This is a genomic window from Glutamicibacter sp. Je.9.36 (assembly GCF_051129975.1).
Classification (GTDB): Bacteria; Actinomycetota; Actinomycetes; order Actinomycetales; family Micrococcaceae; genus Glutamicibacter.
The window spans coordinates 80,965-106,531 of sequence record NZ_JBCPSN010000005.1 but is presented as its reverse complement, the minus strand read 5'-3'; the positions used below and the strand labels follow the sequence as shown (position 1 = coordinate 106,531).

The following is a 25,567-nucleotide window of genomic DNA, read 5'->3' as shown; positions in this document are numbered from 1 at the left end:
ACTCCAAATTGGTATTCGTGGTGATTAGCTTGCGTTGTCGCCGGCAGGGAGGGATTCAAGGGTTCGTGCAACCAGCTGCCCGGAAGCCACCCGGATGAGCACCTTGCTGTCTGCTGGCGCCTGGGCTGCCTCGCGCACGATGCTTCCGTCCTCCAGCTGGGTGACCGAATAGCCGCGGTCCAGGGTCTGCTGCGGGGACAGGGCACGCATCTGGTTCTTCAGATGGTTGATCTCGTCGTTGGCGCGCATCACGCGGTGGCGCAGCAGATCCGTCGAGCGCTGCTTCCAGCGCTCCAGGTCTTCGGCACGGGAGGTGACCATCACCTGCGGGTTGGCCAGCACCGGGCGTTCGCGCACCGAGGCCAGCAGCTGGGCTTCGCGCTGGAGAAGATTGTTGATGGAACGGTCCAAGCGATTGCGGGCGATTTCCAAGCCGGCGAATTCTTCTTGCAGATCCGGGACAATGCGCTTGGCTGCATCGGTGGGGGTCGACGCGCGAAGATCGGCCACATCATCCAGGATCGGGCGGTCCGCTTCGTGGCCGATGGCCGAAACCACCGGCGTCTGGGCTGCGAAGACCGCACGCACCAGATCCTCATTGGAGAAGGGCAAGAGGTCTTCCAGGGCTCCGCCGCCACGGGCGATGACGATGACATCGATGTCCGGGTCCGCATCCAGCTGCTGCAGGGCTGCGATGACCTGGTTGGCGGCATCCATTCCCTGCACGGCGGTATTGATGACCTTGAATTGCACGGATGGCCAGCGCAGGCTGGCATTGCGCAGCACGTCCTTCTCCGCATCCGAATCACGCCCGGTAATCAGGCCGATGCGGTGGGGAAGAACAGGCAGCGGGCGCTTGTGCTCAGGGGAGAAGAGGCCTTCTGCTCCCAGCGCCTGGCGCAATCGTTCCAGGCGCACCAGCAGCTCGCCCAAGCCTACCGGTCGCAGGTCCGTGGCATTCAAGGAAAGCCGGCCGGTTTTCGCGTAGAAGCTCGGTTTCACCTGGGCCACCACGCGGGAGCCCACCTGCGGGGTGGCATCCAGTTTGCGCATCGTCGAGGCCCAAATGGTCACCGAGAAAGAGAAGTCCGCATCGACATCGCGCAGGGTGAGGTAGGCGTGGCCGTTGCGCACATTGGCTTCCAGCAATTGGCCTTCAACCCAAACCACCGGAGAGTTCTCGATATGGATTTTCAGCTTTTCCGAGAGCAGCCGCAGCGGCCAAGGATTGTCCGCGGTGGTCTGCCCGGCGGTCGCCGGCAAACTGGCGGGGGCTTGGGGATCCATCGGTGCCGCTCCTTGGAAAGTCGAATCTCTGATGCATCTGTGAGACTACCGCATGGCACCGACGGCTGGCCGGATCCCCGGGGGCTGGGGCTAGGCCGCGGCAGGTGGAGCGCAGGTATCGCAATGGGCGATTTTCATACCCGATTGGCCCCGCAAGACCCGGGGAAACGGGGTTTTCCAACGATTGGGACAAGCCTGCCTGCGGGCATTGCGAGGGGCAATGTGCGGGTGGACACTATTGAGCATTGGGGAAGCACTTCAGAAGGATGCAGGGCCATGCGTGGGGCATTGGGGAATAAGAATATTGCGCGTTCTGGGTGGACTTGGGTGGCAGCGCTCAGCTTGCTGGCCGGTTCCATTCCGCTCTCCGCCGCGGCCTCGATGCCCGTGCTGGCGGCTGCGGCAGTGCCGGCCGCAACGGTGGACGTTGCCAGTGCCATATCCATCGACTTGCCGGTCCGGGTGCGCACCACGGCGGATCTGAATATGCGCACCGGCGCCTCGACCAGTTACCGGATCCTGGTGCAGATACCCACGGGGACCTCGGTTCCTGTATCCGGGCGTGCCTCCAACGGCTGGTACAAGGTCAGCTACAACGGGTACACCGGGTACGTCAGCGGCTACTACGTGGTCGCCGCTTCGGTGCGCACGCTCGATGACCTGAATCTGCGCACCGGCACATCCACCAGCTACCGGGTCCTGCTGAGCATCCCGAAAGGGAAGACGGTGCCCGCGTACGCCCGCGCCTCCAACGGATGGTACAAGGCCAGTTACGGAGGGTACACCGGCTGGGTCAGCGGCAGCTACGTGACCACCTATCCGAAGCCGCCCTCCGCCCCGCAGTCCACCGGTCCCAACCGGACATCGAGGGTGGTGCTCACCTTCGATGACTGCCCGCGCACGCTGAGCGCCTTCACCTCGGTGATGGATTACGCCGCCAGCAGCAACATCGGCCTGGTGATCGCTCCCACTGGCGATTGCCTCGGCTCGTTCAAGTCGCGCTACGGCGTGGACCTGGCCGCGCTGGCCCGGGCCAAGGGCCAATGGGTGATCAACCATTCGATCAGCCACCCGGATCTGCGCCCGCTGTCCTGCCAGCAGGCCGGTGCGCAACTGGGCGGCTCCGGAGTGCACACGAATTTCGGGCGCCCGCCTTTTGGAGCCATCGACGGTTCGGTGCGTTGCGGCTACGACAGCCGCGGGATGGCCATCTGGACCTGGTCCCGCGACACCCGCGACTGGGACGTGAAATCCAAGTCGATCACCATCTCGCGGGCCTCGGCCGCGGTGCCCGGGGACACCGTGCTGATGCACATGCAGTGGTACGGCTTCTCGCCCGATGCGCTGCGCCAGATCAAGGCGAACCTCGGCGCCCGCTCGGTGGGCGTGTGCCGGGCCTACCGCGGGTCCGATGGCACCGGCGCGGTGGTGCGCACCCCGGTGCTGCTGCCCAGTTCGCTGCCCTGCTGAACCGGCAAGCACCCTTCGGAGGCAGATCTCACAGTCCCCGGAGGGTGGCGCGCATCATATGAGCATGGGCTAACTTGCATGCACTTCGTAGACTAGAGGTATGGCTACTTCCACTTCCACTACGGTCTCGCTGTCAATGCCTCGGATCCCGCGGGTGCGCCGCACCCCGGCCGAGATTGCAGCTGCCTCCCCAACGGTCACCGAGCGCAAGGTCCTGCTGGCCGCTCCTCGCGGCTACTGCGCAGGCGTGGACCGGGCAGTGGTTGCCGTTGAAAAGGCGCTGGAGCACTACGGCCCGCCGGTGTACGTGCGCAAGCAGATCGTGCACAACCTGCACGTGGTCTCCGAGCTGGAATCCCGCGGAGCGATTTTCGTCGAGGAGAACGAGGAAGTGCCCGAGGGCGCCCTGGTGGTCTTCTCCGCCCACGGCGTCTCCCCGGCTGTGGTGCAGTCCGCGGCGGACCGCAACCTGCAGACCATCGATGCCACCTGCCCGCTGGTCACGAAGGTGCACCGCGAAGCCGTGCGCTTCGCCAAGAACGACTACGAGATCCTGCTGATCGGCCACGAAGGCCATGAAGAGGTCGAGGGAACCTACGGCGAAGCCCCGGAGGTCACCACCATCGTGAACAACCCCGAGGAAGCCGACACCGTCCAGGTGAAGAACCCGGACAAGCTGATCTGGCTCTCGCAGACCACCCTGAGCGTGGACGAGACCATGGAAACCGTGCGCCGGCTGCGCGAGCGCTTCCCGAACCTGCAGGATCCACCCAGCGATGACATCTGCTACGCAACCACCAACCGCCAGGCCGCGATCAAGAACATTGCGCCGCAGTCGGATCTGGTGATCGTGGTCGGTTCGGCGAACTCCTCGAACTCGGTGCGCCTGGTCGAGGTGGCACTGGACCACGGGGCAAAGGCTTCCTACCGCGTGGACTTCGCCAACGAAGTGGACGAGGCCTGGTTCGAGGGCGTCTCCACCGTCGGCGTGACCTCCGGTGCCTCGGTGCCAGAGGTGCTGGTCCGCGAAGTCGTGGCGCTGCTGGCAGAGTACGGCTTCACCGACGTTTCCGAGGTTACCACCGCGCAGGAAGACATCATCTTCTCGCTGCCCAAGGAAATCCGCGGAAAGCTCAAGGAAGCCGGGGACGAGGAACGTGCCCTGGGCGGACACGCCCGCCCGCAGGCCTGATTTCTCCATAAGAATTCAAGCGCCAGTACAACATTGCGCGCTCATCACTAGTAAAAGGTAGAATTTCCTCCCGTGGCTCTTACTATCGGAATCGTCGGACTGCCAAACGTCGGCAAGTCCACCATGTTCAACGCGCTGACCCGTGCCCAGGTGCTGGCAGCCAACTACCCGTTCGCAACCATCGAACCCAATGTGGGTGTCGTGCCGTTGCCTGACTCGCGGCTGAAGGTGCTCGCCGGAATCTTCAATTCCGAGCGCATCCTGCCTGCGACCGTCTCCTTCGTGGATATCGCCGGCATCGTCAAGGGCGCTTCGGAAGGCGAAGGCCTGGGCAATAAGTTCCTGGCGACCATCCGCGAAGCTGATGCGATCTGCCAGGTCACCCGCGCATTCGTGAATGACGACGTGATCCATGTGAACGGCAAGGTGGACCCGGCCTCGGATATCGAGACCATCGCTACCGAGCTGATCCTCGCGGACCTGCAGACCATCGAGAACCAGCTGCCTCGCCTGGAAAAGGAACTGCGCACCAAGAAGATCGAGAAGTCGTTCCTGGACGCAGTGCTCAACGCGCAGAAGGTGCTCGAAGAAGGCATCACCTTGTTCGCCGCCGCGAAGACCAAGGGCGTGGACCTTGAAGAGCTCGCGCCGATGCAGCTGATGACCACCAAGCCATTCATCTACGTGTTCAACACCGATGAGGCTGGCCTGGCCGATACCGAGATGCAGGCCAAGCTCTCCGAGCTGGTTGCCCCTGCCGAGGCGATCTTCCTGGATGCCCAGTTCGAATCCGAACTGGCTGAACTGGAAGAAGACGAAGCGGCCGAAATGATGGAAGATGCCGGCATCGTCGAGTCCGGCCTGGGCAAGCTGGCCCGCGTCGGCTTCGACACCCTGGGCCTGCAGACCTACCTGACCGCTGGCCCGAAGGAAACCCGCGCATGGACCATCGCCAAGGGCGCCACCGCGCCTGAGGCAGCCGGTGTCATCCACACCGACTTCCAGCGCGGCTTCATCAAGGCCGAGGTCATCGGCTTCGAAGACCTCGTTGCCGCTGGTTCGGTGGCTAATGCCAAGTCTGCGGGCAAGGCCCGCATCGAAGGCAAGGAATACATCATGAAGGACGGCGACGTCGTGGAGTTCCGCTTCAACGTGTAGTCGCGTTCCGCTTCAATGTCCCGCTCGAGTGCCCGGATCTCCCTGTGGAGATCCGGGCACTTGATCTATGTGCGACCAGCAGGCGAGTCGCCGTGCCTGGGACTACCGAAATGTTCGGCTGATCGCGCTGCCGGTCTGGAACAGGGTGATCCACACCAGGAACTTCTGGACTGGACGCAGCGGCCATGCGACAAGTCCTCGCCATCCTTGGCGTCGCGACCAGGACCTGCTGATCCGCAGCTGTGTGCCACCGGTCGCGTTCGCCAAGGTGAATTCAGCCAGAATCGAATTACCCTGCGCGACGTCGGGATAGCCAAAGCTCCATGCGATCCTGTCCGGTTGGTGAATTGCGATGAGCTCAACACTGCGTCGACGAAACTGAGGCTTGATCTTCACAGGTTTGCCGTCTGGATAGATTGCGGGTGCCGTGCCCTCCCAGACCGTACCCGGCGTCGCTTCTTGACCGGTCTGGTCGAGGGTGCCGATGCTCGGTTCCCACTCGGGGATACGTGCGGGATCTGTGAGGTACGCCCACACTTCGTCCAGTGGTGCGGATACGAAAGTCTCAATCGTTCCCGTGGTCCGTCCCTTCACTTTCGCTGCGAGGGGCATGGACTTCATGGAGGGCGAGACGGCCCGATCGAGGCGTTCGATGAGCGCATCGGATGTCGTGCCAAGGCGGCCGAGGATATCCGTGATCAGGCCGCTGGGCTCTGCGACGAGTTCCCGGAGAACGGCGGCAGCGTCGCCCGACTTGCCTTTGCTGCTGGATTTCGCGATGAGGTCCCGAGCGCGACGAGTCCACTCGTACCCATCCGTCTCATGGAACACGATGCGCCCGGCCTCGGGGAACGACGCCTCGATGCCGAGTGAAGTCAGCTGTGCATCACGTTGGTCCTCGACGGCGAGACGGGCGCTGTCAATGTCGATACCCAGCTCGCGCAGTGCGCGGCCGGCAGACTGGTCGTTGATGACCAATGCGAGGAACAGGTGGTCGATGTCGGCTTCGCGGAGCCCGAGCCGGGATGCTTCCTCCATGGCGGCCAGGGAAAGCGATTGGCTGGTCTGAGCGGCGCGGACGAGTTTGTTCATCTGTTCCTCCTGGGTGTCGAGATCGCGGGGTCAATTCTTTTGGAGTGCTTCTTGTGGGCAGCTTGTCGCGTCACTCCGAGCGCGTCGGCGATCTCCTGCCAACTCATGCCCGAACGCAACGCGGCCTCGACCTGCCGGAGTTCCAAGGTGTCAGCGAGCACGCGCAAGGACGCTACGGCCCGCAATCCTGCTTTCGGGTCGCTGGTATCGGCTGCTACTGCTGCGATCCGCGGAGACTCCATGTCGTCAACCTATGTTGCTAAGTGGCCGGATGTCAACCTGGGTTGCCTAATTGCTCGGCGAGTTTGGTGTTCGCTGGGCCAGGAGAGGGTCGACGCTTCGGGGATTCGCCGGGTACTGAGAGGTTGGTAAGGACGGCGACGTGGTGGAGTTTAGATTTTCGAACTAGAGTGCGGACTTGAGGACAGCCCAGAAGCGCGCTTCCGGGCCTGTCGAGCCCGGACGCTCTTCAAGCATCAGCCTGAGCGCGGTTGAGCCCCATGGAGACATACGCGGAGAACCCCGCTCGCTTCGCGAACTTGATGCGTCGCCGCTGTGTTTCGGTGAAGCCGAGCTTGGCGTACAGCCCGAGGGCGGGGGTGTTGGTGTCCTTGATGTCGCGCAGCACGAACTCGTCGGAGGGCAGTTCCAGGAGTCGGCGCATCAGCGCAGTGGCTACGCCTTTGCCCTGATGCTGCGGCGCTGTCGTGACGAACGCAATCTCCGTCAGACCGGTGCGGGCACCGCCATAGGCCCCCATGAATTGACTGCGGATGATCCGATAGCTGATCATGCCGTGTATTGGACCGAGCACGCGCTGGAGCTCGCGCCGATCCGGCTCGAAGCACTCCTGCTCGCCTTCGGTGACGACCGCGACCGCGGCGGGCTCGCCGTCGACGAGCGCGACGTGGAAGCGCTCCAGGATGAGCATCGGGGCGAACGCGTCGGCAAGCACACTGGGGTCCTTGGAGAAGAACGCGAAATCCTCGGCGAACCCTTGCGTGAGAACTTCAGCGATCCTGTGCCGATACCCCTCACCCAGTTCGTCTGCGCGCGCGACTTCGATCTTCATCGGGGTCCTCCTGTGAACATTCGTAGGATCAGCTCGACATCGGGCTCCGCAAATCCCTCCCGAAGAGCAACGTGCATCGTCGTTATACCGGCAAGCATGGCGAAGTAGTGAGAAGTCATTCGGGTTGGGTCTCCCGCGGTGATTTGGCCTGCGGCCTGGCCTCGACCGATGAGCAAGGCGAAGGCCCGCCAGAGCGTCCCCTGCGTTGCGGCCAGTCGCGCCGCAGTCCCCTCAGGAGTGTCCGTCGAGAAGCCCTGGTTGATCACCATGTAGAACTCGGCCGCGCCGTTGTTCGCTGCGAGGTCTGCCACGTATACCTCGGTGAAGGATCGGATCATGGAGAGCGGATCCCCTTCGGTCGAGAGCTGAACGGCGACAGCCTCGAGCCCGCGTGAGGCCTGATCGATTAGTTCATCGAACAGTTCTTCCTTGCTCGCATAGTGCCGGTAGATCGACCCAGTGCTGATCCCCGCCTCGACGGCGATCTGACGCATGTTCGTGGCCGCGAAACCACGGTGCGCGAAGACCCGGACGGCGGCCGTCTCCACAGTAGCGCGTGTGGCTGAACGCAACGCTTCATTCTGTTCCGTCGTCCGCGGCACGAAGATCCTTTCAATGAAGTTCTGTTCATTTTATGCTTCGATCGCAGACGGCACAACTCTGTGCTCGACCTGGGCTGGTGCCCGCGAGGTGCCAGGTGGTCGGTGGATTGATTCGTGGCACCGGTTCGGCACCCAGCGGTTGGTAGTGCCGGAACTCGGTGGAGTTCCGCTTCAACGTGCAATTCTCATGTCTCAATCGCCCTCGATTTCTTTTGGAGCCGGGGGCGATTTTTTGCCTCGTGCCCTTGATTCATCACGAAGTGGCGCCGGAAGGAAAGCTCCTCCACATTAGCGATGCCGTTCAAGGTACATGGGCCTTTTCCCTTATGGGGCAACGCCGCAAGCAGGCTGAAGGACCAGGCCCCCGCGTTGCGGCGATTTAACCGACGGTCCCAGAGACGGATCCGCGAGGCAGTCCGGTCGGACTCCGCCGTGCGCTCTAGAGCTCTTACTTGGGTGGAGCCCCGAAGCGCGATTAGGGACCTGTTGAGTTCATGGGCACTCAAGTATCGGCCTGGGCTCCCTGCGGCCACTGCCCGCGGCGTGCAAGGAGCTGCCCTGCCGGTCAAGCTCCGCAGTGCACAGGATTTCTCCGGTGCCTTGCGCGTGCGGAAGTCAGGCGCGATCCATCGCGTCGATGTATCGCGTCAGCGCGTCGCGGTTCTGCTGGAGCAGGACGATGCGCTCGGCCAGCTTGTCGCGCTGATCGACGAGCATCGCGCGCAGTTCAGGATCGGGATCGGCAACGATCGTGCTGCCAATGTCGTTCAGGCACGGCAGCATGTCGCGGATGATCCGGGTGGGGACCCCTGAGTCGAGCAGCCTGCGGATCTTCAGCACGCGCTCCACGAGATACTCGTCGTAGTCGCGGTACCCGTTCTCCAGCCGCAGCGGCGTGATGAGTCCCTGCTCCTCGTAGTACCGGAGCATGCGCGTGGGAACCCCAGTTCGATTGGCCAGCTCGCCGATCCGCATTCCAGTTCTCCTTCACATCCATGTCAAGGATACGGGTCGGAACCGCCTCCCGGCCACGGCAGCTCTCATCGAATCCGCCCGCAGGCTGCGCGCAATCGGCCATGGTGCCAGAGTCCGCGGGCCTGCAGGCAAGGTAATTTGACCTTTACATGGATGTCAGTGTTCGATGATGGTTCCATGAACATGGAACAACGCAAGATGATTCTCGGCTTGGCGCTGACTGACGGCTACGGCACCCTGCCCGGTGCCTGGCGCGCACCGCACGTAGACCCCGGAAACTACTCGAAGGTCGAGGCGAACATTCGCTACGCCCAAGCCGCCGAGCGCGGTGGCTTCTCGTTCGTATTCACGCCCGACTTCCCGGCCGTGCGGGGCAGCCTCGAGCATTCGACCGTCAGCAACATCATGGATCCGCTCATGGAGGCGGCCGCGATCTCGCAAGCGACGAGCAACATCGGTTTCGTGCTCACGGGGTCCACAACGTTCCAGGAACCGTTCAACACGGCCCGGCAGTTCAAGACGCTGGACATCATGAGCCGTGGCCGCGCCGGCTGGAACGCCGTCACGACGAGCGACCAGCTCGTCGCGTCGAACTACGGCAAGCCCGTCGCGGACCGGGCCGAGCGATACCAGCGCGCCCATGAATCGATCCAGATCGTGCAGTCGCTTTGGGGCAGCTGGGAGATGGATGCCTGGATCAAGGACCAGGAATCGGGCCGCTTCATCGACCCCGCGAAGCTGCAGCCGATCAACCTCAGCGGCGAGTACGTCGCATCCCGCGGGCCGCTCGCGTTGCCGCCGTCGGAGCAGGGGCAGCCCGTCGTCTTCACCTCGGGAGGACCGAGCCCGCATCTGCTCGAGCTGGCGGGGCGCTATGCGAGCGGCTTCATCACGGAGGTGTGGACGATCGACGAGGCTCGCGCTGCGCGCAGGGCGCTGCGCCGGGCCGCCGAGGAAGCTGGCCGCAACCCCGACGACGTGAAGTTCATCGTCGGCATCATGACCACAGTGTCCCCAACGGTGCGCGAAGGGCTCGACCGGCGCCTGTCGATGTCAGGCGAGGTCATGGAGGCGCGCCTGCCGCACCTCAGCGCGATGATCGGTGTGCCGATCCTGTCCGAGCGCATCGACAAGCCGCTCACGCCCGAACAGCTGGCCAGCGCTCACGCCTCGCCGCAGGACCCGCGCTCCGGGATCGCGCTCAAGGTGGCGCGCGAGGGGTGGTCGCCGCGCGACATCCTCGCGCACGGCGTGATCGACTACCATCCCGTGACCGTGGGGCCGGGAACGGTGCACGCCGATCACCTGCAGGAATGGTTCGAGGCCGGTGCTGCCGACGGCTTCTGGCTGTCGCCCGACGTCTATGAGGACGGCGTTGACGCGTTCGTCGACGAGGTCGTGCCGATCCTGCGCGAACGCGGACTCTATCCCGAGGACTACGTGGGAACCACTTTGCGCGAGAACCTCGGCGTCCCCGGCCAGTACGGACTCGGCGAATGGCTGAAGTGATCACGCCTGATCGGATGCCTGCGAACTCGCTCGTGCTGGTGCCGCTGGTCGCACCGCTCGTCTGATTGCAGGTCGCGAGAGCAGAGGCTGGCCTGTGCCGGAACCTCGTGGAGTCCAGGGATAATGCATAGTCGCGTTCCACGCTGATTACTGGATGAGCTGCGCCAGACAGAGGGCAGGATCCGCACGTTGGTGCGGGTCCGGCTCTTTTTCGTTGGACTCAGCCATCCCGGAAGCTCGGAAGGTGCGGGATACTGGCAAGGGAAATATGGCAGGAGACAGTAATCCATATCCCACGTATGCTCCTGATACTTGAAGCAGTTACCGGAATCCAAAAGGAGGCCTGTCGTTGACGCGAGCAGACGATTCGAGCGAAGCCACGATACTTGAAACTGCGCTGGAGATTGTTGCGCACGCAGAACTGGCAGAGCAAGATGCCGCGGAGCTTCGCAGACTGTTCGATGCCGAGTACCTGCGGGATGCCGGCATCTGGGATCCGGATCTGCCATATGGCTATGCCCCGCATGATTTCCACATCATGGCCCGGTGCAAAGGCGAGGTTGTCGGCCATGTCGGGTGGGCGCGACGCACGATCGGTGTGGGAGGCCGCGACCTTGTCGTTGCAGGTGTGGGTGGAGTTCTGGTTTCCGAGCGCGCGCGGGGCCGCGGCCTAGGCGGGATCCTGATGAATCTCGTGGCTTCATCGATGGTTGATGCCGGCGGTATTGCGTTCGGCTATCTCGGTTGCCGCGAGGAGGTGGCCGCTTTCTACAGCTCGTGCGGATGGACTCGGATTTCCGCTGCCGAGCGTTCGATTAGCCGTGGAGGACAAGCAATTTACGACCCGCCGGGCCAACCCCTGCTCATTTTGCCCATCGAGTCCCAGCTTGCTTCCTGGCCAGAAGGTGAAGTCGACCTTCGCGGGCGGGCGTGGTGACGCCCAAGCGGTATCCTGCGCAGGATATGACCGGGCTTGGCGATAGCCCGGGCTATTTTTCACGGTCGATGTTGTCTATCCCCACAGCTCAACATACCCTTGGAAGAAAAAGGACCGAGCGCTAGGGAAGTGGAGGCAGATCGAATGAGGAAACTTCCCAAGGTAGCCTGGCTACGAGCCTCGGTGTACCTTGGCATCTGCATTTTGGGGCTGGCCTTGTTCCTTGCGTGCTATTGCATGATTTCCGGCCGGTCGCTCGCCGAGGCTCTTGGCAGCTTCTGGATCGCGATAGCAATTGCTCTTGCTACATCCGCTATCACTGCGGTACGCGACCAACGGCAAGACACTGGAACCGAGTATTCCGAGCCGGAACTATAGCCCCTGCCTTTCGGCTGGTTCAGTTGGAAGGCTTAGTTGCGATGCCGTCGAGCCACAGAACATCTGATTCGTCATTGTGCTTGCCTCCGGATCCAACGTGCTTGCTAGCGATAGTCGGTCCCTTTTGAATGACATGGACCATCGCCATGCCGTGGCCCCGGCCCAGCTGGTAGTCCTCCTTGAGCCATGCCAGAATCTCTGCTGCTTTGACCCCTTCTTGGCTAAGGCCTTTCTCACGGGCGATCTCGATCAACTGGCGAGCAGTGAGCCCGGTCTTCATTTCTATGGTGTCCAGATAGGCTTGAAATGACATGGAGAAACCTCTCGAAGGCATGAATAGGTGCCTCGAATACTAGACCTAATCCCACGCCGCGCATAGAAGTAGTAGCCGGAGGATGCCACGCGGCTAGCGCACGAGAACCACGGTGTGCTCCACGACTGGCATCCTTGCGGCCTTCCGCGTGTAATCGCCACCAGTGATGGCGCCCTGATCAGCAGCAACCAGGCTGGTTGAAATGACCCGCAGGCAAGTAAAGACGCATGCCTCGGGACAGTGGAGAACGGCTGCCCGCAAGTGCTGAAGCCTAGTTCCGTCAGCTGAATTCCAACGTGTAATTCTCCGCCGTTGGCAGGTGCCCGGGATCGTCTTCAAACGGCATGTAATCGACTGAATGCAGGTATCCGGCAACAACCCAGAGATCCAGATGCCCCAGCTCCTTGCCATCTTTTGAAACGAGAACAGTGGAGAATGGGCCACCACCATGCCGGACGCTTTGGCAATCGAGTTTGCTTGTGAAGGAAATCGAGAAGCACTCGCATTCTTTGAACTGGTAGCCGCCCCAACGCGCAAACTTCAGTTGCTGTCGAGCTTTTGCTGATTCAGCATCTGTGCCGCTGCAGAGCAAGGCCAGCAGCTCTAGTTCAGCAGGTCGAAGTTCTCCGCCTGGGACTCGCTTAGGTCGGTTATCCATGGGGACAGCCTATATTGCCCTGTGACTAGGAATTGCATCGCTACGTTCCTAGAGCAGCAGCATCGAAGAAGCTACCTCGGAGATCGCCGAAGACGGAATGGCAGTTGAAGCGTTTTCAAGGACGAGCAAGGAAGCGTTCGGGATTTCTTCGGCTAGCACTATGCCGTTGCCGACGGGGAAAAACGGATCCTTTGCACCGTGAACCACCAAGGTGGGGATATCGAGCTCGGACAGCCGCTCGCGCCAGCGCGGAGTGCAGTCCAGCTTGGAAAAGACGATCCCGATTTGGTTTGCCAGATGGGCTTCTGCCTCTGCGCTTGCCGTACGGTCCCAGATGCGGGAGGCCAAGTCCATGGCAACTTCTGGATCATTGCCTAGAATTTGCGAACCCTCGGCGGAGAATTGGGCAACGGCCGCGCGGTCTGCCCAATCCGGCATAGGGCGGGACAACAGCTTGCCCATGGTTGCCTGGTCATGATCTGGCAAATCTTTGTCTACCGGACCGGGAGCTACTGGTCGTGTGCCTATCAGCGTCAGGGCGCCAAATGATTTGGGATGATCCAGCGCCGCAATCTGCGCGATCATGCCGCTGACTCCGATACCGGCTACATGCGCTGGACGGTTATCCAGTAATCTGGCCAGCGCTGCGGCATCCGAGGCCAGATCGCGCAGGTTGTAATCGGGTTTCATCGGGTTCCCGGCCGTTGATTCACCGCAATCCCGCAGGTCGTAGCGAACCACATGGCGCCCGCCAGCGGCCAGAGCCTGGCACAGGGCATCTGGCCAAGCAAGCATGGTGGTTCCGCCGATGAGGAGAACCAATGGAACACTTTTGCTGCCGAAGGATTCGGCACCGAGCTCCACACCGTTGGCTTCAACCGTTCCCATGCGCGACCTGCCTTTGCTATCAGAATCCAAGGATGGCTTGCCTGCCGTCCTGGGGTCAATAGGAATCGGAGTTCTAGAAGAGCGGCCAGGGCACGGCGGGCATCTGCCCCCTATGAGCAGGGAAGTGCCCTTCGCTGCACAGGGTAGCGCAGCGCTCGGCGAGCGCCGCGATTTCTTCATCGTCTAGCAGGTTGGTCAGTTCTTGGCCAAGTTCTGCGTGCAGGGCTTCGCTGACCGTCCGGAGGCCGGCCAGTTCTTCTTCACCCAGCGGTTGGCCAACCCAACCCCAAAGCACGGTGCGCAGCTTGTGCTCTGCGTTGAAGCAGAGCCCATGATCGACTCCGTAGCGGTGGCCACCGGGCATGGCTAGAACGTGGTCGCCCTTGCGGTCTGCGTTGTTGACCAGTGCATCGAAGACCGCCATGCGCCGCAGCGCAGGTGTATCCTCGTGGATCAACGTCATCTGCCGCCCCGATTCATCCTGCCCATGCAGAATGGTCTTCCAACCGCCAGCTGGCACCATGTCCGCGGCTACGATGTCTACTGGGTGCTGTCCTCGATCAACTTCTTGCCATAGCTGCACCATGCCTTCGCCAAACTGCCCTTCGCGCAGCCAAGTGCGCGGGACGAGGTTCCAGCCCAGGGCTTCAGATACGAGGAAGGCGGCAACTTCGCGGTATGCGAGGGTGCCTTGGGGAAAATCCCAGAGGGGTTTCTCGCCAGCAATGGGCTTGTAGACCACGCTGTTCTCGCCGATGCTGCCCAGGAAAGTTGCGTTGGAGGCGGTGGTGATGCGGCCGGTGAGTTCCAGCTGCGCGGTCAGCAGATCGGGAGAGCTCATTCGCCGTTCTCATCTTTGCAAGTGTGCCCATCCGGATCAATCGGATAACCGCAGTTGGCGCACATAGGCCGCCCAGCAGCCACGATCTCGTGGGTGCGCATGGCGAAAGCGCGTGCAGTGCCTACGGGCATGCGCACGCGCAGGAGCGCGCCCGGTCCATCTGGATCAAAGTCGGCTTCATCTTCTTCGTTCAAGGAGAAAGCTTCCAGAACTACCTGCGCTACGGTGGCATCCCATCCGAGATTCATGGAACCCACCCGGAAGGACTCGTTGACTTCTTCCAGCGGATCGTTGTCAACCAGTTCCACCGGAGTATGTTCGGGAACGCTGAAGGGGTTGCCCTTGACGGTGGAGAGCTGATCGAGAATCTCGTCAATCATCTCGGCAACCACCGCGGCTTGCTGTTTTTCCAAGGCGATGCTGGACAGTTCCTTGCCGGCTCTTGCCTGGAGGTAGAAGGTGCGGGACCCGGGCTCGCCGATGGTGCCAATGACAATGCGGTCTGGCCAATTGAATTCGTTGACTGTTGCCGTCATTTCGCTCTCCTTAGTGTCCTGCTCCGCCGCCGACTGGGGCGTCGGTTGTCTTGATTCCTGGGGCTAGCCAGGAGAGGTCTCCGGCGTCGGTGTTGATGGAATACACGCGAGGCGCACCGGTCCCGTAGTGCACAATTGATGCGGAAGCCGGGCCCACATTCAGTCGCTGGAACAGATCCAAATGCATTCCCAGCGCGTCAGCCAGTATCGATTTGATGATATCGCCATGGCTGAAGGCTGCCCATACTGCTCCGGCACCATGTTCGGCCTCGATGGCCGCGTCATGGCGCTTGATGGCTGCTACTGCCCGGGATTGCATTCCGGCCATGGATTCGCCATCCGGGAAGGTCACCGAGGACGGAGCTGACTGCACTGTTTTCCAGAGGTCTTCGGCGGCCAAGTCCTGCAGCGTGCGGCCTTGCCACTGGCCGTAGTCGCATTCCGAGAGTTCGGGTTCAATCAGCAAATGCGCCGCTGGGCTTTGCCGTTGCATGGCGAACTCCGCCGTCTGCACACAGCGTTCCAGCGGGCTTGAGACAACGCCAGCCAAGGGGAGCGCTGCTAGGCGTTCGGCGGTACGAATCGCCTGTTCTTCGCCGGTTTGGTCGAGGAATACTGAGGGGGTGCGTCCGGCCAGTACGCCGGTGGCGTTGGCGGTAGTGCGTCCGTGCCGCACAAGGATTACTGTGGCCATGAACCCAGCCTAGTCATGGAGATGGTGGCAAGCGACTCCTGGGCTGAAAACAGGTCCGGGGCTTCGAAGAGCCCGGCAGGTTCTGGAGGTGCGGTACCTTCACCCGTTGCACCCTTGCTGCAACGCGAGGGCCAGGGCTGTTCATTGGTTCGCCGAGCGAACGCTATGGCTCGATGAGCGCCGGGCGAGGTGTGAGTTCAGTCCTCATAACAGCGCCTTTGCTCGTACCGGCTCACGGCATCGGGGTACCATGAAAGTTGGCCAATTCGGGGGCGGCAGCTCCCGGAAGTCCCTTGCAAATGACTCGTCGAAAGCGGCGACGCCATGATCCACCACTGGATGTGGCCTTATAAACGGAGTGATAATTCTTGTCTGGAGTCCTCCAGCAGCCAGCGTCAGAACAGCAGTCTGATTCCAAGACACGCACCATCCTTGTCGACGGCGGGCATGCTGGCCGGCGGATCGAGAAGTTCCTCCGGGTCCAGCTCAAGACGGTGCCCGCCGGGCAGCTTTTCCGGCTGATGCGCAAAGGGCAACTGCGTGTCAACGGCAGGAAAGTCCAAGAAGGCTACCGGCTAGCCGTAAACGACCAGATCACACTGCCGGCGCTATATGCAGAACAGGGCGTGGCACCAGCCTTCGATGTCCCGGCACCCTTGCTCAAGCGGCTACGCAACTGCGTCCTGCACGAAGACCAAGACGTCCTGGTGATTGACAAACCTGCCGGCGTCGCCGTGCACCGGGGAACCGATATTCCTGCGGGGGTTATCGAAGCTTTCCGCCAGTTGCGCCCCGAGCTGCCGGACCTGGAATTGAGCCACCGGCTGGATCGCGATACTTCCGGGCTGCTGGTGTTGGCGAAGACCCCGAGCATGCTGCGCTACCTGCATGAGATGCTTCGGGAGAGCGAAGAGGAGATAGAACGCCACTACCTTGCGCTCGTTGCCGGGCATTGGAGCGAAAAGACCGAATCGATCCACTCGCCGCTGCTGCGCCGTGCCGACAAGGTCGTAGTTGATCCGAACGGGCAGCGAGCCGAAACACATGTCACCGTGAAACAGCGCGTAGGCCAGCGCGCCACCATTCTGGATGTGCAACTGATGACCGGGCGCAAGCACCAGATCCGGGTCCACCTGCAAAGCGAAGGCCATCCGATTGCAGGAGACGACCGGTATGGCTTCGCGACGTTCAACCGCCGCGTCGAACAGCTTGGGGGTCGCGGGCTGTTCCTGCATGCGACTAAGCTGGTGATTCCCAAGCCCGATGGCCAGGAACTGGTGATCGAGGCACCCATGCCGCAGCGCTGGAAGCAGTTGCTGAAGGCAGGGCTATAGCCCAAGCAAGGCTGGCGGGAGGGGAAAAGATGGCTGAAGGACCCTGGAAGCACGTTGCCGAGGGAGTATTCCAGCGCAGATATGATCCGTTGGATATTACCGTGGGCGCGGTGCTCGGCGGGCAAGGCGTGGCGATCATCGATACCCGCAACAACGCACCCGAAGCACAAGAAATCCTTGACGAAGCCACAACGCAATTCGGACTGCCGATCGTTGCCGTGATCAACACCCACGCGCATTATGACCACACCTTCGGCAACCAGCTCTTTGCCCAGCGGGGAATCCCGATTTACGGCCATCACCGGATCCCCGCGCACTTCGAGCAGTTCGAGAAGCCCCGGCTTGAAATGGTGCAGCGCTCGCCGGAACTCGAACCTGAAATGAATTGGAGCGGTGTAACGCTGACGCCGCCTAGCCACTTGCTGGCCGAACCCTGCACGGCAAATCTAGGCGGACGGGAAGTTGAACTGATCCCGCTGGGTGCCGGGCATACCGACACCGACCTTGCGATCCATATTCCTGATGCCAAGGCGTGGTTCCTTGGCGACATCATCGAGCAGTCTGGTCCACCGATGTTCGGCTCGGGCGCCTATCCGATGAAGTGGCCTGTGGTGCTCCAATCCCTGCTAGCGCGCATCCAGCCGGGAGACGTGATTGTTCCAGGCCATGGAGAGCCCGTCGACCGGGAATTCGTCGTTCGGCAAATGCACTGCTTCGAGCTGCTCGCCACGACCCTGGGTTCGGCTCATGAGAAGGGTGCGGCAATCAAGGACATTGCGTTCCCTGCAGAGCTGCAAGAACTGTGGCCTGCCGATTTCCTTCTCGAAGCTGCCAAAGATGCCTACGCGCAGCTGCCGGGTAATGCGAAGGAACCAGGAAAGCGCGGCGCATGAAGCCAGAGCACGAAATGACCTCATGGCCGGCACTCGACTGAGGGCAGCGGCGGAATGGGCGAAATGTCAGTATTCGTTCTTGATCACGAAGTACGAGCCGCGGATGGTCCCTGCAAGCTTGGACTTCTGGCGAGCGAACTTGAACTTCCCTTCCAGCTCGCTGGGCACAGCCATGCCATCGGAAAGCTTGAAGCCCACGGCGCGCTTCTCGCCGGGATCCAGGCCGTAGAGAACATTGATGGACAAGCCGGACTCGTAGAAGACATAGGCGCGCTTGGCGCCATCCGCCTCGAACACAGCTGCCTGCAATGGCTTCGATGCGATGTGCAAGTCGCGTTCCTGCGCCAGAATCGTGTGCACCCAAGCTATGGCTTCCCTAGCGTCGTCTGCTTGCTCCACGGCAAAGTCGTGGTTGAACTTGTTCTTCAGATAGCGCGCTTCGTTGGCGCGCAAGCCTGCCAGCGCGTCAGCAACAGGCGAAGTCTCAAGACCCTGGGTGGATACGTCTTTGAAATCAACAAGGTATGGCATGGGCATCCCTTCGGGCGTTGGCCCCGTGGATTGGGTAATTCGTTGTTATCGTACTCCGCGAAACTAGCCGAAGGCACTGAAGCCGGTCAGATCCCTGCCGAGGATCAACGCCTGCACAGACTCCGTTCCCTCATAGGTATGCAAGGCTTCGATATCGCCGAAATGGCGAATCACGTGATTTTCCAGCAAGATTCCATTGCCGCCGAGCAGGTCGCGGGCGGTGGCTGCCACCCGGCGGGCGGCCCGGGTGTTGTGGTACTTCAGCAGCGAAGCTTGCGTGTCTTTCAACCGGCCGGCAGCCTGGGCGCCGGCCACGGCCACGCACTGCAACTGCATATTGGTGATTTCGGCGAGCATCTGCGCCAGCCGTTCCTGCACCATCTGGTGCGCGCCCAGGGGTTTGCCGAACTGCGTGCGCTGCTTGGCGTACTGCAGGGCCGCTTCGAAGACGAACTGGGCATGGCCTAGCGCCGACCAGCCAACATTCACCCGGGTTTCAACCAGTGCCCGCGAGACATCCTTGAATGCGCCGGCCCCGGTGAGCCTGGCGGATTCAGGAACGCGAACGTCCGTGAGCCGGATCTCTGCCTGTTCGATCGCGCGAAGCACGCCCTTGCCGCGCACCGGGGAAGCCTCGTAGCCAGGGGCCTGCTGGTCGAGAATGAACCCCTTGACCCGGGAGTCGGCGACGTCGCGTGCCCACACAATGGTGATGCCTCCGGCGGCTCCATTGCCGATCCATTTCTTGTGTCCATTGATGATCCAGTGATCCCCGTCGCGCCGGGCACTGGAATCCAGGCCAACAGAGTCCGAGCCATGATGCGGCTCGCTGAGGGCGAAACCACCGAGCAGCTCACCGGAGGCCACGGGTTCCAGATACTTCTCCTGCTGTTCGGGGCTGCCGAAGAATTTCAGGCTGCGCAGCACCAGGCCGCCCTGCACCGCGGCGGCCGCGGCCATCGAACCGTCTGCGCGCGAAAGCTCCATGGCCACTAGGCCCGCGGCCAGCGGGGAGAAGTGGGCGTGGCCTGGAATCCGAAGACCGTCGGTGAACAAATCGAGTTCGCCCATGCGGCGAACCAGATCCAGCGGATAATGCGCGTTCTCCCAATGCTGGTTGATGCTGGGCAGGATCTCTACTCCGTAGTGCCGGGCGCGGGCCCAATGCTTGCGATCCTCGTCGGTGGCAGCATCGAAGGCGGATAGATAATCGATGTCCAAAGCCGAGGCCAGGTCGTAGGGTGCCCATGGGTCCCGGGTCACTGGGTGCCGCCCGAAGTCTTGTTGCGTTCGGCACGCAGCTGGCGCTTGAGCAATTTGCCCGATTGGTTGCGGGGCAGCTGTGCGGCAAAGTCCACCCGCTTGGGAACCTTGTAGTGCGCCAGCTTGGACTTGACGTGCTCGCGCACCTCTTCGGCGGTGAGTGTGGCGCCGGCCTTGAGCACAATGACCGCGGTCACCGCCTCGATCCAGCGTTCATCATCGATGCCCACCACCGCGACTTCCGCAATTTCGGGCAATTCGTAGATGCAGTCCTCCACTTCGCGCGGGGCTACCAGCACCCCACCGGTATTGATGACGTCCTTGATGCGATCCACCACCTGGATGTAGCCGCCCTGGTCCTTGACCACTTGGTCCCCGGAGCGGAACCAGCCGTCGGCAAATGCCTGCTCGGTTTCCGCCGGCTTGTTCCAGTAGCCGCTCATGACCTGTGCAGAACGGTATTGGATCTCTCCGGGCTCACCGGCATCGGCGAGCTTCCCCTCGGCGGTCATCACGCGCGCTTCGATGAAGAACACCGGGCGGCCGCAGGACGCGGGGCGTGCATCGTGCTCCTCGGGGCGCAGCACCGTGCACAACGGGCCGAGCTCGGACTGGCCAAAGCAGTTGTAGAACCCGATCTGCGGATAGCGGTCGCGTAAGCGGGCCAGCACGGTTACCGGCATGATCGAGGCACCGTACTGCGCCTTGGCCAGCGAGCCCAGGTCGCGGGTGTCCAGATCCGGGTGATTGCTCAGAGGCACCCAGACGGTGGGGGCCAAGAACAGCGAGCCGATGCGTTCGGATTCGACGCGTTCCAGGATTTCGCCGATATCGGGTTTGGCGAGCAAGCGGATGCTGGCACCCAATGACAGATAGGGAAGCAGGAACACGTGCATGGCCGCCGAGTGGTAGAGCGGCATCGCGATCAGGGGCCGGTCCGTGCCCTCCAGATCCAGGGCGATAATGGCTGAGACGTACTGGGCCACCAGCGCCGAATGGGTCATCATTGCGCCCTTGGGTGCCGAGGTGGTTCCGGAGGTATAGAGCAGCTGGGCCAGATCCGTGCCGGCCACCGCAGCTCCAGGCGGCGCGGCCTCCACGCTTTCATCCATCGCCGTTTCCAGCACGCTGGTGCTGTTTCCGGTTCCGGGCAGCAGCGGCCAAACATCCTTGACTGCCTGCAGGCCGCCGGCATCGCGCAGTTCCTGGACCAGTTCGAGGCGGGACTCATCGGCGATGACCAGTGCGGCCCCGGAATCGTGCAGCAGGTAGCGCAACTCGTCGCCCCTGAGCGCGAAGTTCACCGGCACGTGGACCAACCCGGCACTGGCGCAGGCGAGGAACAAGATGGCATAGGCGTCGCTGTTCGCTGCATAGGCAGCAACTCGCGAACCGGCCGGCAGGCCTGCCTGCCGCAACCGGGCAGTCACCCGATTCACCCCGTCGGCCAGCTGGCTGTAGGTCCAGTTCCGTTCCCCGAAGGCCAGAGCATTGTCCGCGGGGCAGCGGGCCACCGAGCGGCGCAGCAGCGCGCCAATGGTGTTCTGGTCATCGGAATTCATCGCCGAGGTGGCTCGCAATGCACTCATGGTAGTTTCCTTTGCGGCGGGTGCGGGTAGCTAGAGGCGTTCGATGATGGTGACGTTGGCTTGGCCGCCGCCCTCGCACATGGTCTGCAGGCCGAAGCGGGTATCGCTGCGTTCCAGCTCATGGAGCAAGGAGGTCATCAGCCGTGCACCGGTGGCACCGATGGGGTGGCCCAGGGCGATGGCGCCGCCATTGACGTTGACCTTGGACATGTCGGCGCCGGTTTCCTGCTGCCAGGCAAGCACTACCGCGGCGAAGGCCTCATTGATTTCAATGCGGTCCATGTCTTCGATGCCCATCCCGGCGCGTGCCAGGGCATGCTTGGTGGCGCGGATCGGGGCCGAAAGCATCATGACCGGGTCATCGCCTCGGGCCGAGATGTGGTGGATGCGGGCGCGGGGTTTCAGCCCATAGCGTTTGACCGCGGCCTCGGAAGCAATGAGCAGCATCGCGGCGCCGTCAGACATCTGCGATGCTGTGGCTGCCGTATGCGCGCCGCCTTCGGCAATCGGTGCCAATGACTGCATCTTGGCACGGTCCACGGGGCGTGGCCCCTCATCTGCAGCCAGGGAATCCAAAGCAAGGATCTCGCGGTCGAAGTATCCTTGCGCCTGGGCGTTCAATGCCCGCTCATGGGAGGCCGCAGCGAAGTCCTCTAGCTGGGTGCGGGTGAGGCTCCAGCGTTCTGCCATCATCTCTGCGCCGCGGAACTGCGAGATTTCCTGCTCGCCGTAGCGGGACGCCCACAGCGTGGAGCCGGTGTAGGGATCGGGGAAGCCGAAGTCCTTGGCGGCGGAGTTGGAATAGGACAGGGGAATGCTCGACATGGACTGGACGCCACCGGCAACCACGAGGTCGCTGCTTCCGCTCATGACTGCTTGGGCCGCGTAGGAGATCGCCTGCTGCCCGGAGCCGCACTGGCGTTCTACCGTTGTCCCGGGGACGTGTTCGGAAAGGCCGGCGGTCAACCATGCGTTGCGGGCGATGTCCATGGCCTGGGGTCCCAGCTGGTCGATGCAGCCGAGGATGATCTCGTCGTATTGCTCGGAATCAATGTTGTTGCGGTTCACCAGTTCGGCCAGCGGCGCGGCGGCGAGGTCCAGCGGATGCATATGCGCCAGAGACTTTCCCCGGCGTCCGACAGGTGTACGCAGCGCATCGATGATGTAGGCCTCGGGCATGGGCTCCTCCAGGAAGTTTTTGACAGGAAACGTCTGCTGAACCAACAATGCCCAATTCATCAATGGTTGTCTAGGTCACAATTGCCACGCTTGGCTTGGGAAAATGCCACTTGCGCCGGAGCCGCTCCCGACAAGTAGGGTTTGGCTGGGGAATATGATGCGGAACGAAAAATGGATGCGCGGGCGAAGCGAGCCGGGAAATTGCCTGCGACCGGAATAGCGCCCAGTCCGGGTTCAGCGACCCCAACCCGGACCTGCTAAACGTCGCCGAGTCACGGGCACAAGACCGTCTGATCGTTTTTGCTTCGGGGAGCCTGCAGTCGATGCCGGGACTCATCCGGCCTCCGCTGGACCTGTGGTGCCCAAGGCCGCGGTCAACTCGTGGCGCGATTCCGGGGACTGCCAGGTGGAGACAGGGCATGGAAGTCAGGCAATTCGGTTCCGCGTTTTGCCAAGGCTGGAGTCCTGGAAGGTCAAAGCAGGAGCGTGGTGCCCTCGGTGTTGGCGCGAGTACTCGGCGTGGTGTCCGGCGAATTGAACACGCCTGATGGAAGTAGCTGCCAATGGGCGGGCTGTACCTAGGCAATGCAAGAATTGATGGAGCATGCTGTACCTTGACGGAAAACTCTGAGAACGGAACAGGCCCAAGTGAGCTTCGCTGACTATGATCCACGAATCATTGCGCTCTACGATACGGATAATCCCGACGGCCCGGATCATGACTATTACCGTGCCTTGGCGGCTGAAACCAAAGCGCACCGGATACTGGATCTGGGCTGCGGCACCGGCCTTTTGACGGTTACGCTTGCCATTACGCAAAGAACTGTCGTTGGGGTTGACCCCTCACCGGTAATGATGGACTACGCCAGGCAACGGCCCAACGCTGAGCGAGTCACATGGATTCACGGTGACGCTTCGGCAATCGACGGCGGGCCCTTTGACCTGATGGTGATGACCGGCAACGTAGCCCAGCACATCCCGGATCCGCAGTGGGCGCAAACTCTGGAACAACTACGCGCTGCCGCGGCGACCGGGGCCGTGCTGGCCTTTGAAAGCAGGAACCCATCGACTCGCGCCTGGGAGCAATGGAATGACGAAGAAGCCGCAACCCGGGACACGCAATTCGGTCCGCTGACCGAGTGGAGCGATGCGGAAGAAACCAGTCCTGGCCTCGTCAAACTACGCTTCCACAACAGGTTTGAGGAGACATGCGAAGTGCTGGTTGAGGAGCTGGACCTGGCTTTCCGCAGCGTCGAGCAGATCAGTGCAGATCTAGTTGCCGCAGGGTTCAGAGTTCGCGCAATTTGGGGTGACTGGCAGAAGAACCCCTTCAACGGAGAACAACCCCTGATGATCTTCGAAGCTGAAGCGATCAGGAAAGTGGCCGGGGAGACTGCTCATGGATAGGCAACCTTCCAAGTTGCCGGTTACCCTGCTTTCCATCGAGCATTCAGCTTGCCTGCAACGGCTGATGGAAAGCAACCCGGGATATTCGCAACGTGTCACCGGTGCCGGGCCTGCATCCGATGCCGCAATTCAGGCATTGAGCGCCCTGCCGCCGAAGGCGCAATCCGAGCAGAAAATTGATCTTGGCCTTTGGGAAGGCGAAGAACTGTCCGGATTCGCGGATCTGATTGTCGGCTGGCCGAGATCAGATACAGTCCACATCGGATTGCTCATGGTCGACGGCGCCAGGCAGGGACAAGGCCTGGGGAAGCGGATCCATGAAGCGGTGCTCACTGTGATCCAGGATCATCCGTCAATCACCGCCTGCCGGATTTCGATTGTCGATACAAATGCCGCAGAAGCGGAACCGTTCTGGAAGAGCCTTGGCTATGTGCCTACCGGAGAAGCCAGCAACTATGCAGTGGGGGACAAGCAGTCATGCGCACGCACGTGGTCGCGTCCGGTCACCAGCATGAGGAAGGAAAACCTCGATGAGTAAGTCCCCAGACAACATCTTGTTGCACCTTCCAGAAGATGAGGAACAGCAAGTGCGGGAGGTCTTTGACCAATTGGCGAAGCGAGGCTTCCCCGCGCAACACCAGACTCCGCATATCACCATTACCTTTTCGCCCAGCATGAGCGAGATCGTGACGCAGCGGGCCGCAGAATTACTGCCTGCGCTCATCCCCGCGAGCTTCCAACGGGTGGGCACTATTGTCTTTGGCACGAAGCGCGAGCAGACGGTTGCGTGGCTGCTGGAAACCACGGATGCCTTGGAAATGGCAGCCCGGGAAATCAGCGCGCTGAATCCCGATGGGCGGGGACCGCGGTGGACCCCGCACCTGACCATGGGGTTGCGGCTGCCACGCGAAATTGTTCCCGACTATATCCGGGCACTTGATGAGCTGGCCTCAACACAGCTCAGGGAACTGACTGCCTGCCGGGCAGCCTTGTGGAAGCCGCGAATACCCGAACCGACGCTCCTGGCCGGAGCAATGCAGCAGGAAAACCGCGACTAGCTGGCCGATGCCCCTTGCTCTTTGGCAGAAGCACGCATGATGCGCAGATAGCCGAACCCGACAAATAAATGCAGCACCGTACCGGCAGTCAAAATGGCTACGCCCGGGATTGCCAGCACCGAAAAATCGGGGATCCTGCCACACGCCACGCAGGCCAGCCCCAGCATCATGATGGCGGTGCGGATCTTTCCCAGCCACGTGGAAGCCGGCGGGGAGCCCAGGCGCAAGAGGAAATAGGTGCACAGCAGGATCAGGTCAGTGATGAAAATGGCCAGGCCAACCCATACGGGGATCGCCCCATTGGCCACCAGGGCGATCGCGATAGCCACGATGCCCAAACGATCAGCTATGGGATCCAGCAGGACGCCCAGATGCGAAACCTGATTGAACTTGCGGGCAATAAACCCGTCAACCCAGTCGCTCAGGCCGAAGGCAAGAAGCAGAACCGCTGTCAGTGCCGGTTCGGTATCGGCCAGCAAATAGCCGACGATGGGAACCACCAGGAGAAAGCGAATAATCGTGATGGCGTTCGGAATCGTCGCCCACTCATGTTTGCGTACCGCGCGCGTTTCCACTGCTTTCCCCTTTCCCTTAGTTGAACGATGACGCACTGCGTCGCAATATACAAGGGTGCGGGGCATCTGGCCCGCAAATATGGTCCGTCCAGCGTACCGGTGCAGGGAGATTGTTAACGAACTGCGGGGGCCGTCC

The 25,567-nt window shown here is 61.9% G+C and carries 27 protein-coding genes; 10 read left to right on the top strand and 17 right to left on the bottom strand.

The genetic code is table 11. The features are described from left to right. Positions 1–24 precede the first annotated feature (24 nt). Positions 25–1,287 carry an exodeoxyribonuclease VII large subunit gene (gene xseA / locus AAZQ98_RS13240; protein ID WP_105657586.1) on the bottom strand — a complete coding sequence of 421 codons (1,263 nt, stop codon included), beginning with the start codon at positions 1,285–1,287 and terminating at the stop codon, positions 25–27. Between the two features lie 327 nt (positions 1,288–1,614). Here xseA and AAZQ98_RS13235 point away from each other — a divergent pair, with 327 nt between their 5' ends. The 3 genes from AAZQ98_RS13235 to ychF all read left to right on the top strand — a co-directional run bounded on the left by AAZQ98_RS13235 (position 1,615) and on the right by ychF (position 5,107). Beyond that, entirely contained in the window at positions 1,615–2,757 is a 1,143-nt protein-coding gene (locus tag AAZQ98_RS13235; protein ID WP_434692890.1) for an SH3 domain-containing protein, read from the top strand. Positions 2,758–2,857: 100 nt separating this feature from the next. Beyond that, positions 2,858–3,949: a 4-hydroxy-3-methylbut-2-enyl diphosphate reductase gene (locus AAZQ98_RS13230; RefSeq protein WP_105657584.1), complete on the top strand. Its 1,092-nt coding sequence runs from the start codon at positions 2,858–2,860 to the stop codon at positions 3,947–3,949. Positions 3,950–4,021: 72 nt separating this feature from the next. After that, positions 4,022–5,107, top strand: a complete 1,086-nt coding sequence (gene ychF, locus AAZQ98_RS13225; RefSeq protein WP_105657583.1) for a redox-regulated ATPase YchF — start codon at positions 4,022–4,024, stop codon at positions 5,105–5,107. Between the two features lie 102 nt (positions 5,108–5,209). Here the strand turns inward: ychF and AAZQ98_RS13220 are convergent, their stop codons facing one another. From AAZQ98_RS13220 to AAZQ98_RS13200, 5 genes are all read right to left on the bottom strand, one after another. After that, complete coding sequence (locus AAZQ98_RS13220; protein WP_434692888.1) at positions 5,210–6,199, bottom strand: Clp protease N-terminal domain-containing protein; 990 nt, start codon at positions 6,197–6,199, stop codon at positions 5,210–5,212. Further along, the gene (locus tag AAZQ98_RS13215) at positions 6,196–6,441 is read right to left on the bottom strand and encodes a hypothetical protein (protein WP_096146702.1); all 246 of its coding nucleotides are present in this window, start codon (positions 6,439–6,441) and stop codon (positions 6,196–6,198) included. Before AAZQ98_RS13215 ends, AAZQ98_RS13220 begins: the two co-directional genes overlap by 4 nt. Positions 6,442–6,668: 227 nt before the next feature. Continuing rightward, positions 6,669–7,271: a GNAT family N-acetyltransferase gene (locus tag AAZQ98_RS13210; protein WP_332594886.1), complete on the bottom strand. Its 603-nt coding sequence runs from the start codon at positions 7,269–7,271 to the stop codon at positions 6,669–6,671. Beyond that, positions 7,268–7,843, bottom strand: a complete 576-nt coding sequence (locus tag AAZQ98_RS13205; RefSeq protein WP_434692884.1) for a TetR/AcrR family transcriptional regulator — start codon at positions 7,841–7,843, stop codon at positions 7,268–7,270. The genes AAZQ98_RS13210 and AAZQ98_RS13205 overlap by 4 nt, the downstream gene beginning before the upstream one ends. Before the next feature lie 645 nt (positions 7,844–8,488). Then, positions 8,489–8,848: a MerR family transcriptional regulator gene (locus AAZQ98_RS13200; protein ID WP_434692882.1), complete on the bottom strand. Its 360-nt coding sequence runs from the start codon at positions 8,846–8,848 to the stop codon at positions 8,489–8,491. Between the two features lie 177 nt (positions 8,849–9,025). Here AAZQ98_RS13200 and AAZQ98_RS13195 point away from each other — a divergent pair, with 177 nt between their 5' ends. Then, positions 9,026–10,357 carry an NtaA/DmoA family FMN-dependent monooxygenase gene (locus tag AAZQ98_RS13195; protein WP_434692880.1) on the top strand — a complete coding sequence of 444 codons (1,332 nt, stop codon included), beginning with the start codon at positions 9,026–9,028 and terminating at the stop codon, positions 10,355–10,357. Between the two features lie 349 nt (positions 10,358–10,706). Beyond that, positions 10,707–11,294, top strand: a complete 588-nt coding sequence (locus AAZQ98_RS13190) for a GNAT family N-acetyltransferase (RefSeq protein WP_434692877.1) — start codon at positions 10,707–10,709, stop codon at positions 11,292–11,294. Positions 11,295–11,691: 397 nt separating this feature from the next. Here the strand turns inward: AAZQ98_RS13190 and AAZQ98_RS13185 are convergent, their stop codons facing one another. From AAZQ98_RS13185 to AAZQ98_RS13160, 6 genes are all read right to left on the bottom strand, one after another. After that, entirely contained in the window at positions 11,692–11,985 is a 294-nt protein-coding gene (locus tag AAZQ98_RS13185; RefSeq protein WP_332489176.1) for a DUF4287 domain-containing protein, read from the bottom strand. A 280-nt stretch (positions 11,986–12,265) separates the two neighbouring features. Beyond that, positions 12,266–12,643 (bottom strand): hypothetical protein, encoded by a 378-nt coding sequence (locus AAZQ98_RS13180; protein WP_332489177.1) that lies wholly within the window; start codon positions 12,641–12,643, stop codon positions 12,266–12,268. A 48-nt stretch (positions 12,644–12,691) separates the two neighbouring features. After that, positions 12,692–13,531, bottom strand: a complete 840-nt coding sequence (locus AAZQ98_RS13175) for an alpha/beta fold hydrolase (protein WP_434692872.1) — start codon at positions 13,529–13,531, stop codon at positions 12,692–12,694. Positions 13,532–13,604: 73 nt separating this feature from the next. Further along, positions 13,605–14,372, bottom strand: coding sequence for an SCO1664 family protein (locus tag AAZQ98_RS13170; RefSeq protein ID WP_332489179.1), 768 nt, complete (start codon positions 14,370–14,372; stop codon positions 13,605–13,607). Further along, the gene (locus AAZQ98_RS13165) at positions 14,369–14,908 is read right to left on the bottom strand and encodes a DUF3090 domain-containing protein (protein ID WP_133833662.1); all 540 of its coding nucleotides are present in this window, start codon (positions 14,906–14,908) and stop codon (positions 14,369–14,371) included. Before AAZQ98_RS13165 ends, AAZQ98_RS13170 begins: the two co-directional genes overlap by 4 nt. A 10-nt stretch (positions 14,909–14,918) precedes the next feature. Then, positions 14,919–15,602, bottom strand: a complete 684-nt coding sequence (locus tag AAZQ98_RS13160; protein ID WP_434692869.1) for an MSMEG_4193 family putative phosphomutase — start codon at positions 15,600–15,602, stop codon at positions 14,919–14,921. 368 nt (positions 15,603–15,970) lie between these two features. Here AAZQ98_RS13160 and AAZQ98_RS13155 point away from each other — a divergent pair, with 368 nt between their 5' ends. Both AAZQ98_RS13155 and AAZQ98_RS13150 read left to right on the top strand, forming a co-directional pair. Beyond that, positions 15,971–16,936, top strand: coding sequence for an RluA family pseudouridine synthase (locus tag AAZQ98_RS13155; protein ID WP_434692867.1), 966 nt, complete (start codon positions 15,971–15,973; stop codon positions 16,934–16,936). A 29-nt stretch (positions 16,937–16,965) separates the two neighbouring features. Beyond that, a complete protein-coding gene (locus tag AAZQ98_RS13150; protein WP_332503855.1) occupies positions 16,966–17,829 on the top strand; it encodes an MBL fold metallo-hydrolase in 864 nt (287 codons plus the stop codon). Positions 17,830–17,895: 66 nt separating this feature from the next. On the opposite strand, the gene AAZQ98_RS13145 is transcribed toward AAZQ98_RS13150, so the two are convergent. The 4 genes from AAZQ98_RS13145 to AAZQ98_RS13130 form a co-directional block, all read right to left on the bottom strand. Continuing rightward, positions 17,896–18,360, bottom strand: coding sequence for a phage tail protein (locus tag AAZQ98_RS13145; protein WP_133833666.1), 465 nt, complete (start codon positions 18,358–18,360; stop codon positions 17,896–17,898). 63 nt (positions 18,361–18,423) lie between these two features. Then, positions 18,424–19,623: an acyl-CoA dehydrogenase family protein gene (locus tag AAZQ98_RS13140; RefSeq protein ID WP_105657569.1), complete on the bottom strand. Its 1,200-nt coding sequence runs from the start codon at positions 19,621–19,623 to the stop codon at positions 18,424–18,426. After that, positions 19,620–21,212, bottom strand: coding sequence for a fatty acyl-CoA synthetase (locus AAZQ98_RS13135; protein WP_434692864.1), 1,593 nt, complete (start codon positions 21,210–21,212; stop codon positions 19,620–19,622). The genes AAZQ98_RS13140 and AAZQ98_RS13135 overlap by 4 nt, the downstream gene beginning before the upstream one ends. Positions 21,213–21,242: 30 nt before the next feature. Beyond that, on the bottom strand, positions 21,243–22,391 hold the full coding sequence (locus AAZQ98_RS13130) for an acetyl-CoA C-acetyltransferase (RefSeq protein ID WP_434692862.1): 1,149 nt from the start codon (positions 22,389–22,391) through the stop codon (positions 21,243–21,245). Between the two features lie 648 nt (positions 22,392–23,039). Between AAZQ98_RS13130 and AAZQ98_RS13125 the strand changes: the two genes are divergently transcribed. Genes AAZQ98_RS13125 through AAZQ98_RS13115 form a run of 3 tightly spaced genes read left to right on the top strand, consistent with a single transcriptional unit; the run spans position 23,040 to position 24,856 of the window. After that, positions 23,040–23,798 (top strand): class I SAM-dependent methyltransferase, encoded by a 759-nt coding sequence (locus tag AAZQ98_RS13125; protein WP_400288409.1) that lies wholly within the window; start codon positions 23,040–23,042, stop codon positions 23,796–23,798. Continuing rightward, positions 23,791–24,336: a GNAT family N-acetyltransferase gene (locus AAZQ98_RS13120; RefSeq protein ID WP_434692859.1), complete on the top strand. Its 546-nt coding sequence runs from the start codon at positions 23,791–23,793 to the stop codon at positions 24,334–24,336. The genes AAZQ98_RS13125 and AAZQ98_RS13120 overlap by 8 nt, the downstream gene beginning before the upstream one ends. After that, on the top strand, positions 24,329–24,856 hold the full coding sequence (locus AAZQ98_RS13115; protein WP_434692857.1) for a 2'-5' RNA ligase family protein: 528 nt from the start codon (positions 24,329–24,331) through the stop codon (positions 24,854–24,856). The genes AAZQ98_RS13120 and AAZQ98_RS13115 overlap by 8 nt, the downstream gene beginning before the upstream one ends. Here the strand turns inward: AAZQ98_RS13115 and AAZQ98_RS13110 are convergent. Continuing rightward, on the bottom strand, positions 24,853–25,431 hold the full coding sequence (locus AAZQ98_RS13110) for a CDP-alcohol phosphatidyltransferase family protein (RefSeq protein WP_434692854.1): 579 nt from the start codon (positions 25,429–25,431) through the stop codon (positions 24,853–24,855). The genes AAZQ98_RS13115 and AAZQ98_RS13110 overlap by 4 nt on opposite strands. Positions 25,432–25,567: the final 136 nt, after the last annotated feature.

What these genes read in the sequence shown, in the direction of transcription:
- xseA (WP_105657586.1), bottom strand. Translation starts at nt 1,287, where the DNA reads ATGGATCCCCAAGCCCCCGCCAGTTTGCCGGCGACCGCCGGGCAGACC.
- AAZQ98_RS13150 (WP_332503855.1), top strand. Translation starts at nt 16,966, where the DNA reads ATGGCTGAAGGACCCTGGAAGCACGTTGCCGAGGGAGTATTCCAGCGC.
- AAZQ98_RS13170 (WP_332489179.1), bottom strand. Translation starts at nt 14,372, where the DNA reads ATGAGCTCTCCCGATCTGCTGACCGCGCAGCTGGAACTCACCGGCCGC.
- AAZQ98_RS13210 (WP_332594886.1), bottom strand. Translation starts at nt 7,271, where the DNA reads ATGAAGATCGAAGTCGCGCGCGCAGACGAACTGGGTGAGGGGTATCGG.
- AAZQ98_RS13145 (WP_133833666.1), bottom strand. Translation starts at nt 18,360, where the DNA reads ATGCCATACCTTGTTGATTTCAAAGACGTATCCACCCAGGGTCTTGAG.
- AAZQ98_RS13195 (WP_434692880.1), top strand. Translation starts at nt 9,026, where the DNA reads ATGAACATGGAACAACGCAAGATGATTCTCGGCTTGGCGCTGACTGAC.
- AAZQ98_RS13200 (WP_434692882.1), bottom strand. Translation starts at nt 8,848, where the DNA reads ATGCGGATCGGCGAGCTGGCCAATCGAACTGGGGTTCCCACGCGCATG.
- AAZQ98_RS13130 (WP_434692862.1), bottom strand. Translation starts at nt 22,391, where the DNA reads ATGCCCGAGGCCTACATCATCGATGCGCTGCGTACACCTGTCGGACGC.
- AAZQ98_RS13215 (WP_096146702.1), bottom strand. Translation starts at nt 6,441, where the DNA reads ATGGAGTCTCCGCGGATCGCAGCAGTAGCAGCCGATACCAGCGACCCG.
- AAZQ98_RS13160 (WP_434692869.1), bottom strand. Translation starts at nt 15,602, where the DNA reads ATGGCCACAGTAATCCTTGTGCGGCACGGACGCACTACCGCCAACGCC.
- AAZQ98_RS13165 (WP_133833662.1), bottom strand. Translation starts at nt 14,908, where the DNA reads ATGACGGCAACAGTCAACGAATTCAATTGGCCAGACCGCATTGTCATT.
- AAZQ98_RS13135 (WP_434692864.1), bottom strand. Translation starts at nt 21,212, where the DNA reads ATGAGTGCATTGCGAGCCACCTCGGCGATGAATTCCGATGACCAGAAC.
- AAZQ98_RS13230 (WP_105657584.1), top strand. Translation starts at nt 2,858, where the DNA reads ATGGCTACTTCCACTTCCACTACGGTCTCGCTGTCAATGCCTCGGATC.
- AAZQ98_RS13115 (WP_434692857.1), top strand. Translation starts at nt 24,329, where the DNA reads ATGAGTAAGTCCCCAGACAACATCTTGTTGCACCTTCCAGAAGATGAG.
- AAZQ98_RS13180 (WP_332489177.1), bottom strand. Translation starts at nt 12,643, where the DNA reads ATGGATAACCGACCTAAGCGAGTCCCAGGCGGAGAACTTCGACCTGCT.
- AAZQ98_RS13185 (WP_332489176.1), bottom strand. Translation starts at nt 11,985, where the DNA reads ATGTCATTTCAAGCCTATCTGGACACCATAGAAATGAAGACCGGGCTC.
- AAZQ98_RS13220 (WP_434692888.1), bottom strand. Translation starts at nt 6,199, where the DNA reads ATGAACAAACTCGTCCGCGCCGCTCAGACCAGCCAATCGCTTTCCCTG.
- AAZQ98_RS13120 (WP_434692859.1), top strand. Translation starts at nt 23,791, where the DNA reads ATGGATAGGCAACCTTCCAAGTTGCCGGTTACCCTGCTTTCCATCGAG.
- AAZQ98_RS13175 (WP_434692872.1), bottom strand. Translation starts at nt 13,531, where the DNA reads ATGGGAACGGTTGAAGCCAACGGTGTGGAGCTCGGTGCCGAATCCTTC.